The 10,489-nt window shown below is 66.8% G+C and carries 6 protein-coding genes; all 6 read right to left on the bottom strand.

Translation table 11 applies throughout. From position 1 onward, the window contains the following. Positions 1–186: hypothetical protein (locus DXX99_RS11735; RefSeq protein WP_205664688.1), on the bottom strand; the 186-nt coding region annotated here is incomplete at its 3' end. Between the two features lie 110 nt (positions 187–296). After that, positions 297–3,077 (bottom strand): DNA polymerase, encoded by a 2,781-nt coding sequence (locus tag DXX99_RS09245; protein ID WP_115793202.1) that lies wholly within the window; start codon positions 3,075–3,077, stop codon positions 297–299. Beyond that, a complete protein-coding gene (locus DXX99_RS09240; RefSeq protein WP_134642991.1) occupies positions 3,074–5,272 on the bottom strand; it encodes an ATP-dependent DNA helicase in 2,199 nt (732 codons plus the stop codon). Before DXX99_RS09240 ends, DXX99_RS09245 begins: the two co-directional genes overlap by 4 nt. Positions 5,273–6,128: 856 nt before the next feature. After that, entirely contained in the window at positions 6,129–9,437 is a 3,309-nt protein-coding gene (locus DXX99_RS09235; RefSeq protein ID WP_115793200.1) for a DUF927 domain-containing protein, read from the bottom strand. 133 nt (positions 9,438–9,570) lie between these two features. Then, positions 9,571–10,017: a hypothetical protein gene (locus DXX99_RS09230; RefSeq protein WP_134642990.1), complete on the bottom strand. Its 447-nt coding sequence runs from the start codon at positions 10,015–10,017 to the stop codon at positions 9,571–9,573. Next, complete coding sequence (locus DXX99_RS09225) at positions 10,011–10,487, bottom strand: hypothetical protein (RefSeq protein WP_134642989.1); 477 nt, start codon at positions 10,485–10,487, stop codon at positions 10,011–10,013. Before DXX99_RS09225 ends, DXX99_RS09230 begins: the two co-directional genes overlap by 7 nt. Positions 10,488–10,489: the final 2 nt, after the last annotated feature.

The raw sequence follows: 10,489 nt of genomic DNA, 5'->3' as shown, positions 1-10,489 counted from the left end.
CAAACCACACCGCACCGGGCTCAGCGCACCAGATGCCCAAAAAAAGAGGAGCGGGCCGGGGAAAAATCCCCGGCCCGGAATCACGCCGTGCCAGACCACACCATGCCCCGCCACGCCTCGCCCCACCGAGCCTAACCTCGCCACGCCTCGCCCCGCCGCACCTCGCCTTACCAAACCTCGCCGCACCAAGCCCCACCTCACCGGGCCATACCCCGCCTAACCACACCAGGCCCCGCCAAACCTTACCCAGCCGCGCCTTGCCGTGCCACGGTGCATTGCCGGGAGCGCCAGCCCGCTCAGGCCTTTTCCCCCCAGTCCCGGGCCACCACCGCCTCGGCCACGACGGGCACCTCGGGGAAGAGCTCCCGGCCCGCGCCCTCCATGCACGAGACCAGGAGCTCTTTCGCCCCTTCCGCCAGGTTTTCCGGACATTCCAAATGCAGCTCGTCGTGAACCGTCGCGGTCATCCACACGTCCTCCCAGCCCCGGCGCAGGAGCTCCCGGTAGAGCCTGACCATGCTCAGCTTCAGCAGGTCCGCCGCGCTGCCCTGCACCGGGGTGTTCAGGGCTTCCGTCAGCGCCCCCGCCTTGCGCTTCCCGCCATTCCCGTCCTCCACCACGGGCCACACCCGCAGCCTGCCCAGGCGCGTCCTCACGTAGGGCCGCCCCTCCCAGTAGAAGCCCCGGCGGTAGTCGTGTTGCCAGAACTTGATGAACTCCCCCTCGTCCCGGCAGCGCCGCTTCATTTCCCCGTGCCACCGGTCCACGCCCCGGTAGAGTTCGAAGAACTTCCGGCGGACCTCCTCGGCCTCCCCCGGCGACAGGACCACCCCGTACCCGGTCTCGGCGTAGGTCCGCAGGGTCTCCCCCTGCATGCCGTAGATCAACCCAAAATTTAGGGCTTTTGCCATTTGTCTCTCTTCTTTGGTAACCTCTTCTATAGGCTTCCCCGATATGAAGCTGGCGGTGAAGCGGTGGGCGTCGAGCCCCCGCCGGAACGCGTCCAGCAGCACCCCGTCGCCGGAGATGGCCGCCGCCGCCCGCATCTCGATGTTGGAAAAGTCCGCCAGCACCAGCACCCGCCCCTCCGGGGCCCGGAAGAGCGCCCTGAACTCCGAACCCCGCGGGACCTGCTGGAGGTTGGCGCCGCTGGCCGAGAACCGCCCCACGCACTGGGGGTTGAGCTGCCTCAGGTCGGGGTGCAGCCTCCCGGTCGCCGGGTGCAGCCTGGAGAGCCACCTCCCCAGGAAGTCCGCCCTCTTCTTCCAGGCGCGGTACTCCCTCAACAGCTCCGCGAACCTCCGCAGGCGGCTCCCCTCCGGCAGCCGGGCCGCCACGCGCCTGAGGGTGTCGTCCCTCGTCTCCAGGGGGAACACCTCGCCCCCCACGACCAGGAACTCCTCCACCCCGCCGCCCCTCTTCTCCCGGGAGGACAGGCAGTCCTCTCCCCGGGCCAGCAGGCGCAGGAACTCCACGCAGTCCGCGCTGGAGTCGGGGTTGAAGGCGGGTGAAGGCTTCCGGTTCTTCTTCGGCGGGGGCACGAAGCCCACCCCCCGGGCCAGTTCCTCCAGTTCCGACCTGCAGCGGGCCACCTCCCCCTCCGCCTGCGCCAGGAGCTCCCCCGCCCGGCCCGCGTCGAAGGGCATGCCGGAGAGCTCGACCTCCACGGTGGCCGGGACGCAGGCGAACTCTACCTCCGCCACCCTCACCAGCTTGTTCCTGACCAGCAACTCCCGCAGGACCTCCCTCAGCGGCAGGACCACCGCCGCGTCCCAGGCGGCGTACCGGACCTGCTCCTCCGACAGCTCCCCGGCCCAGTCAGACGCCTGATACCGCTTGTCCAGCCACACCTCCAGGTGCCGGTGCGCCACCTGCTGGAGGGAGTGCGTGGGGTAGAAGGGCCGGACCTCCTTCTGGTGGTCGCTTTCAAACGCCACCCTGTGCCCGTGGCCATCGAGCAGCACCGACTTCAGCTCCTGCCCCCGGTCGTTGGTGGCGAACCGGTACCCGTTTTCCTCCACCCACTTCTCCCAGCGCCCGCCCGGCACGAAGTCCCCGGCGTTGCAGAGCTGGGAAGCGAGCATCGTGTCGAAGAGCCTCTCCACCGAAAGCCGCCGCCCCAGGGCCGCGCGCAGGAACGCCAGGTCAAAGGCCAGGTTGTGCCCCACCTTGACCACGCCGGGGTCGGCCACCAGGCCGGCCAGCAGCTCGAGCGCCTCCCGCCGGTCGGGCTCCGGGAGGGCGAAGAGGTCGAGCACGTAGGCCCGGGCCGAGGAGCCGGGTTCCGGGCTCCTCCAGTCGCCCGCCACCAGGCGCTTTTTCTCACCCGCGTAGACCGGCACGGCCAGCTGCACCAGGCGGATGCGGGCCTGCAAGGGGTCCAGGCCGGTCGTCTCCAGGTCCAGGCCGCAGACCCCGGCCCCGCGGGCCTCCTCCACCGCCTTTTCCCAGGAGGTCAGGTCAGTCAACAGCTTTATCTCCGCGTTATCGAGCCAGTCCTGCCAGGGCGAGCGAAAGGGCGAGGACATGCCGGGTACCCCGGGATCCCCGGGTCCGCAGCCACCGAAGAGGGTGAGCTGCTCGCCGGGCCGCCTCATGCTGCCGTCTCCCCCCTCCCGCGAGTCTCCACCGGCATCTGCGTTCGCCGCACCGCCCCCGGTTTCCTCCCGCTGCCGGGCCGCTGCCGCCGGACCCGCCGCCCCCTCACCCCCGGCCGGGCGGAAAGGCAGGGGCAGCGGGCGGCCGGTGGCGCCCTCCCACGCGCCGCAGGCCGCGGCGAGGAGGAGGCGGACCTCTTCCTCCCCGCCCGCGCCGCAGCCGAGGGCCGCCCGGAGCGCTTCCGCAACGAGGGCGAAGAAGCAGGCGAGGGCGCCGGGATCCGCCCCCCACGCCCGCACCGGGGCGCCGGCGGAGCACTGTTTTTCCAGCTCTTTGAGGAACGCGGCCGCGAGGTGGTAGGTGGAACTACAGGCATCCCCGTCCGAACCCGGGGTAGCGGGGGGCTGTGGCACAACCGGCGCTTCTTCCCCCTCCCCCCGCTGCTGCACTTCCAGGTACTTCTTAAGCAAAAGGCTCAACGACTCTTCACCTCCGGCTCCACAGGCAAACAGGACTCCACCAGCCTGCGGTGCTTCCCGGCAGCCCGCGGGTCGGCGATAACCACCACCCCGGTATCGTCTTCGGTTCTGATGAGTCGCCCAATCCCCTGGCGGAGGGTCAGCGCCGCGATCGGACGGGAGACCTTCACAAACCACTCGCGGCCGGCCAGGAAGGTCAGCGCTTCTACCACCGGGTCCTCCGGGTGCGGGAAGGGGATCCTGGCGATGAAGACCGCGCTCAACGCCTCACCCGGGACGTCCACGCCCTGCCAGAAGCTGGAGACGCCTAAAAGAACCCCCCGCCCGTGCTCCTTGAAGCGCTGCAGGAGTTCGTAGCGGCCCGCCTCCCCTTGGATGAGCAAAAGCCGGTCTTTGGGGAGCCTCGGCTTGACGAGCGAAGCCACCCTGCGCATTTCCTGATAGCTGGTGAAGAGCGCCAGGACGCCGCCGGACACCCCGTTTACCAGCTCCAGCAGGGATTCCGCCAGGTGCTCCGCCCTGTCCTCCCCATTGCCGTCTTTGCCTTTTCTGGACTCCTCCGGTTCCAGCTCCGGGCGGGCGAGGATATAGGCCCTCATCTGCTTCCCGTAGTCGAACAGCGAGGGCAGGATCCCGAGTGCAATCTCGCCCTCCTCAAACCCGTACGCTTCCCGGAACCAGGAAAACCCTTCCGACTGCGGGAACGGAAACAGGGTGGCCGATGTGAGCACCACGTGCCGGTAGTCGGACCACAGGTCCCGGGCCTGCCGGGAGACGTCCACGGGGACGGCGCAGAACCGGTTCTCCTCGTACCAGCACGCATCCCCGGGAGGTCCATAGGTGCGGTAGTGCCTCTCCAGCAGCACCGCGCGCCGGAAGGCTTCCGAGACCTCCAGAAGGCGCTCCCGGAAGCGCTCCAGCTTCCGCTCGAACTTCTTCCTTTCCTTCCCGTCCACAGGACTCACGGAAAAGAGCCAGTCGGCGTAATCGAGCAGGGAGGAGAAGCGCGATTGGAGGAGCGGGAGGAGGGAGCCCGCGCTATCGAACAGCGGGGGCGGGAACAGCAACAGTGCTTCCGCTTTTCTCTGCCGCCGGAACTCCTCAGCGCAGGCAAAAAGGTCCTCCAGCCGCTTCCACAGGTCCTCGCCCTCCCCCACTCCCACGCACAGCCCCTCCCGGGCCCCGCGGGACGCCTGAAGCCCCGGTGACCCCTTCCCGTTCCCTTCTCTCCTTTCTTCCTCGGCGTCCTCCACCAGGCTCTCCAGGTCTTTTACGAGGCTCCGGATGTCGGTCTCCAGCCTCTTCACCCGCCCGGCGGTGAACGAGACCGACAGGGAGCTGCGGAGAGCATCCAGGAAATCGTGGGCCTCGTCGATGACCAAGACCGAAGGCAACACGTCTCCCCGCCCGGCGAAGAGGGAGAGGCCGGCTACCTGCCGCACCTTCCAGTCTGCCGCTACCAGGTGGTGGTTCGTGATCACCACATGGGCGGTGGAAGCGGCTTCCCTCGCACGCGCGAACGGGCAACCGGTCTTCCGGCACTCCCTGCAGTCGGCACCGTCGTCATCGGCGCTCACGCGGAGCCACCAGGATTCCTCCGGCGGCTCGGAGGGCAGGGAGTCCCGGAGACCACTGCCCCCTTTCCGCCACCACTCCACCACGGCGCGGAGGAACTCCAGCTCCTGCCCCTCCCGGCCCCTTCTGTCCTTCTTTCCCTCCAGCTCCGCCAGGCGCTCTTCCAACAGGGCCGGGCACAGGTAGTTCGCCCGGCCGTACACGACCGCGAAAGTCGGGCTCTTCCCGGTCGCCTTCTCCACCAGCTCTGCAGCGAAAGGGGCGTCTTTCGTGGCGAGCTGCTCCTGCAAGTTTTTCGTCCCGGTGGCCACCACGGCCCGCCTGCCCTCGCGGACGCAGTAGAGCATGACGGGAACTAGATAGGCGAGGCTCTTCCCCGTGCCCGTCCCGGCCTCGACGGCCGCCGCCCGCTCCGGCCGCTCCCCGGCCAGGACCTGCGCGACGGTCTCCGCCATCCTGAGCTGCCCGTCCCGGCGCTTCAGGCCGGGAGCGGAAAGGATGACATCGATGGCCAAACGGGAAAAGGTGCGTGACACATCAGGTCCAGACGCCGGGTCCGGATCCGGGGCAGTCCGGATACTCTTCTGCAAGAAGAGATAGGTACGAAGGAGAGAACTCACTACCCTCACCCCCAGAAAACAAAAGGGAAGGCCGGAGCAGAATACCCCGGCCTGAGCGCTGCGCATCTCGATTACTTGACAGAGGCCCGCTTTTCGCTAGATTAAAGTACTTTTGTGAGTCTAGCGAAAACTTTCGCCACCACTATACCAACCGGCGAACACCTACCCCGGTGGGTACCGGGTCTTAGAAAAGTCAGGCGTGGCGCGGGTTCCCGGGAACGGGGGAAGGCTGTAACCCCGCCGTAACCCCGACCGTAACCCCGATGGGGCACGGGGTGGGGAGCCACGAAAGCTTGTGACATAAGGTTTCCGGTGTGTGGAAAGTTTTACCTGTAACCCTTGTAACCCCGCCGGGTTACAGCGCCTTTTCCCGCTTACCAGGCTGGTTCGAAAGCGATTCGGGAGCGTTTGTAACCCCATTCCGACAGAAAGGGTGTGTTATCCGGGAGAAAAACTTTTCTTCCCGGCCTGATCGAGAGGGGGGGGAGAGAGAAAAATTCCGCGCTATAGAATAACCTTTGTGTCGGAATGGGGTTACACGATAGACGAAAGAACGTTCAAACCAGCTTCGGAGTAAGAAAAAACGGTGTAACCCCAAAGGGTTACATCCATATCCTTCCAGCATTCGAAAGCCTTATGGCTCCTGGCTTTGCGCCCCTTCGCTCCTGTAACCCCGATGGGGTTACATGGGGTTACAGTCGGGGTTACAGATCCCCTTCGTGCCCGCAAAACCTTGAGATACAAGGTTTTCCGTCTCCCACATAGGGTAGGGGGCATATCGTTCGCTGTCAGCATAGCGTGAGCGAAAATTTACGCTGAAAGAAAGTTAAGGTTTTAGATGGCGAACGCAAGGAGATCAGAATGGTATTTCATCCACATCAGGGTTGGAGGGGGATGCGCCACCCTCACTGCCATCCGCTTCTCCTGTGGTGAAGACGTGAAATGGTATGCAGATGCAACGCGCTACTGTACCTGCTATCCGGACCGGCAGTTTTGTGCGAACCTTCTCCTTGCCGTCCGTCATTTTCTCCTTCCTCGTTACCGTGTATCCCTTTGCCGCCAGTGCCTGGAGCGCGTGGTGCGGGTCGAGGTCGAACGGTTCGCGGCTCACGGCTTCGGCGAACGCCGGCTCGGTCAGTGCCACGACCCGTACCTTCTGCCCGCTGTCGTCCACCACTTCGGTCAGCGTCCCGATCCACTTTGGCGGCGGGTTTTTGGCGTCCGGGCCGCGGAGCCCCTGGATCAGCTCCCGGTTCGCCGCCACGAACGCCTGCACTGCTTCCAGCGCCCGGTCGGCCACGGTCTCGGCAGGAACCGCGTCCACGGCCATCTCCCAGCCGCGGAGGAAGCTCTTTATCGCGGCGAAGGCGGTCTCGTCCCCCACCTGCCAGGCTTCCAGGAGCAGCGTTAGGCCGCACAGCCCGACCGCCGCGCGGGAGGCCAGCCGGCCAGCGGACGCGCGGCGCGCGTCGCCGGGGAGGTTGCGGCGCAAGAGGCCCAGCGCATCGTTGATGCCTTCCCTGATAAAGCCATCGCCCTCCCGCCGGACTTTTTCGACCAGCCAGGCCAGGTACTCCCGCCCGGCGTGCCCGTGGTGCTCCGCTGCCACCTGCTGCAGCCGTTCGGACTCCGCCCGGTTTTCGTCCGACTCTTCCGGCAGGAGGGGAGGGAGCTTCAGGATCCTGTCGTGCGCCCCGCTCTCGGTGGGGAGCCAGGTGGTCACGTCCAGTTCGGCGGTGGCGAAGAGGACTGTGAAGAACTCCCTGGTCTTCCGGCCGCCGCCCGACCTTGCACCCCTGTCCCTCCCCTCCCCCTTAGCGACCTGGTGGACCAGGCGCAGGAGCTCGGCTTCGCGGTCCTTCTTACCCCGCGTGCCGACCAGCTGCAGGTCCTCCCGGTGGACGGTCAGGTCGCAGCAGGTGCCCAGGACTATCTCCTGGGCCACCTGCGTGGCATCGTAGTTGCGGCAGCGTGCGGGGCTCCCGTACAGGCTTGCCACCACCATGTTCCAGGTGCTCTTCCCCTGGTGCCTCGACCGCCCCCCGGCGCGGGGCACCATGAGGACCGTGAAGCCGTTCACGTCCAGGAGACCCGCTTCCCGGGCGAAGCGCAGGAGCGGCGCCCCGGCCGCGCAGCCGACCCCGAAGGCGACCTGCGGATACCGGATCGCCGTGTCTAGCAGGAACTTCTTCTGTTCTTCCGGGTCGCCGGAGCAACGGAAGCCGGAGAGGATTTGTCTCTCCAGCGCGGAAAGGTCTTCCGCCCACCGGACGTCGGTGTCCGTCCGGGGCGAGTCGGCTTCGATCTCCTCCCTGTCCCCGGCGTCGGCCGGGAGGGAAGCCCCTCCCGGGCGGAGGATTTCCCTCCCCAGGACGAAGAACTTCTCCCCGTTCAGCTCGTGCCACCCGCAGCGGTTCACCGCGTGCACGGTGGGCAGTTCGGGCGCGCCCTGGTGGCCCAGGACGGCCATGCAGCGCAGGCGGTGGAGCCAGTCGATGAGCTTGTCGACGTTCCCGGAGCTCACGGGGATCCCCAGGTCGACCAGCTCCGCCACGCGCTTCCGGTCGAACAGGTACCTCGCGGGCACGTCGCCGAAGCGCCACCGGTCGCGCTCCCACCAGGCCACCCTGAACTTCTCAATCCCCGAGTCCGCCTCGACGGGGGTGATTCTCCGCGTGAGCAGCACGACGGTGTCTGTTATCGCTTCCTCCTCTTCTTCCTCCTCTTCGCCTTTCCGCTTCAGCTCCACACGGACCACCCGGTCGCGGCGGATGTCGTAGTAACCGTCTTCCAACGCCGGGAACGGGAAGCCCTCGGGTAAAACATCCTTTGCCGGCGGGAAGGCCTCCGCTATCGTCCTGGGCCCCGCCAAGGGGTCGCCGCCGCCCTCCAGGACCTCCAGGCCGCGCCTTTCGGCCTTCACTTTTGCCCGCGCCTGTTTGACCGCCTTCTTCAAGTCGCCCGGGCTCACCACCTTAGCGCCGCCGCGGGCCTTCACCTCTGCCAGGAACCGCTGGAAGTCCTCTTCCCGCAGCCCCGCCAAGCGGCGGAGTACGGACTGCTCGAACAGCCGCGGCCATTCCGGCGGGTCGCCGAGGTCGGCCAGGATGGCCTGCACCGGGTCGGGCCGCCGGACCAGGGAATCCAGCTTCTCCGCCAGCTCCTGGGGCAGGGCCGAGAGGCCGGTCACCCGCTCCCCGGCGGCGAGCTTCGCGTAGGTGTCGGCCACTGCCCGGAGCCGGTCCTTCACCTCGCTGTCCCCCGTTTCTTCCACCAGGCGGGCGATGATGGCTTCCACCGTCTCCTGCGGGACGCCGCGCTTGGCCAGGAAGCCCGCCAGGGCCAGGGCCCGGTTGTGCCTGTCACCTTCGGACCACCAGGGCTTTACCGCCCCCACCACGGCTTCCACGTCTGCGTCCGTGCCGGGCGCGGCGGCCGCGGCGTTCGCCCTCTCCAGGGCTGCCCGGATGCCCTTGCCCTCCCGCCGGAGGACTTCCCCGGCCCACCGGGCCAGCTCCTCCAGGGCGTAGCGGCGGCCGGGGTCCAGGTGGACCACCTTCACTTCTCGCGGGTTTCCCGGGTCCTTCCAGTTCCTGGTCCCGGGCACCCGGAGGATCCGGGCGAGGTCGGAGGTGTTGTCCAGCTCCCAGTTCTGTTCCCGCCAGAGGGCCTGGAGGGCCTGCTGGAACCGGGCCGACAGGGACGCGGCCTCCCGCCTGTCGTCTTCGCCCCCGAAGGCCCAGGGTTCGCGGAAGAGCCAGTACGCGTGCAGGCCCCCGCCGCTGTCAACCACCACCGTCGGTGGTACTGGCAGATCGAGCAGGGTTTGCAGTGCTTCTCCCTTCGCGGGGAGGTTCCCCGCCTTGTGGATCCCCTCCTGGCAGTCAGCGTCCACCCAGAGGCCGGGGAGGGCCACTACGTCCCCGGCGGCTCCCCGCTTCTCCGGCGGCAGCTTCTCTTTCCGCAGCCCCACGCCGAAGTACACGTCCTTCCCCTCGCCGTCCAGGCGCAGGGCTTCCTCCTCTGCCTGCTGGAACCCTTCAGGGGTCGCCGGGAAGGACCGCGTGAGCTTGTCCTGCCGGGTCCAGAGCGTGAGCCACGCGTTGTCGGGTGTTGTGGTCGTGGGGTAGAGCAGGGCGAAGAAGTCGGTCGGTCTCAACTCCACAACTCGTCCCCCTTTCCCGCTTTCTCAGCTCAAAAAACCCGTGGCAAAGAAGCCACGGGTGAGCTGAGAGGGAAAGCCCGGGGGAAAAGGCCTTCCCAAGAAGAAAAAGCCCCGGCGGGAACCGGGGCTTTGTTTAAAACGGTATATCATCCTCCCCTGCAACCACATCTTCTTTCTGCTTTCCCTTTTTCTCCCTCTCTACCAACTTCGCCTCCGCCTCAGGCTTCAGATCGGCTTGGATAACGTAGTACTTCCGGCCCTGTTTGCTCTTCACCCGCTCAAACCTGACGATCAGATCCTCCCAATCGAGGTCGTCCTCTTCCAGCCCTTCGGCGAGGATTCGGAGCTGTTTTACCGCCGTGTCCGAGCCGGTGCGGAAGAAGAGCTTCGGTTCCTCCTTCACGATGAAGATGGCGTTTTCCTTCCCTTCGAACTTCGAGGTGACAAAGGCCAGCTCCTCGATGGTGATGTCGCGGTTGAGCAGGGAGTCGATTTCACCTTTCTCGCGGCCGGCGATGAAGCCAAGGCCGCTCCCTTCCTTGATCTTCTTCAACGCATCACGGATACCCATCTTTACCACTCCCCTCCAAAAGTTTTGAAATTCTGGAGTTTAGTGCTGTCCGGGTTACCCGCCCGGGGCAGAACCTTGCGGGCCGATACCTCTTCGGCCCAGGCCACCAGCGCCCACCCCCGCCGGGTAGGCTTAAAGAAGAAGTGCACGACCGTCTCGCCGGGGAGCCTTTTCTCCCTCCCGGCGTCGGGCCTGCTCATGACGGTCGCGGGCACCCTGGCCGCCACGGCCTGCGCCCAGGAATGTCGCCGCAGCCCGTCCCGCCAGCCCGCCACGTAAGTGAGTTCCACCCTCAAAAAGGGTATCCCCGCGCTGGCGAGCAGCCGCTCTGCCTCTTCCCGGGTGAAGGCGCGGGAGAAGCGGGCGGCCTCCGCCGGGGTCTCCCCGCCGGGGGCCTTCCCCATACCCGTCCCCACCTTGGGGGGCGGTAGTAAGGAGACGGAGACGTGGGTGAGTGAGACAGGGGTAAGTGCTTCCATAT

It is taken from the genome of Ammonifex thiophilus (genome assembly GCF_003368535.1).
Taxonomy (GTDB): domain Bacteria; phylum Bacillota; class Desulfotomaculia; order Desulfotomaculales; family Ammonificaceae; genus Ammonifex; species Ammonifex thiophilus.
The sequence above is the reverse complement of the archived record's forward strand: the minus strand, read 5'-3'. Positions and strand labels throughout refer to the sequence as shown.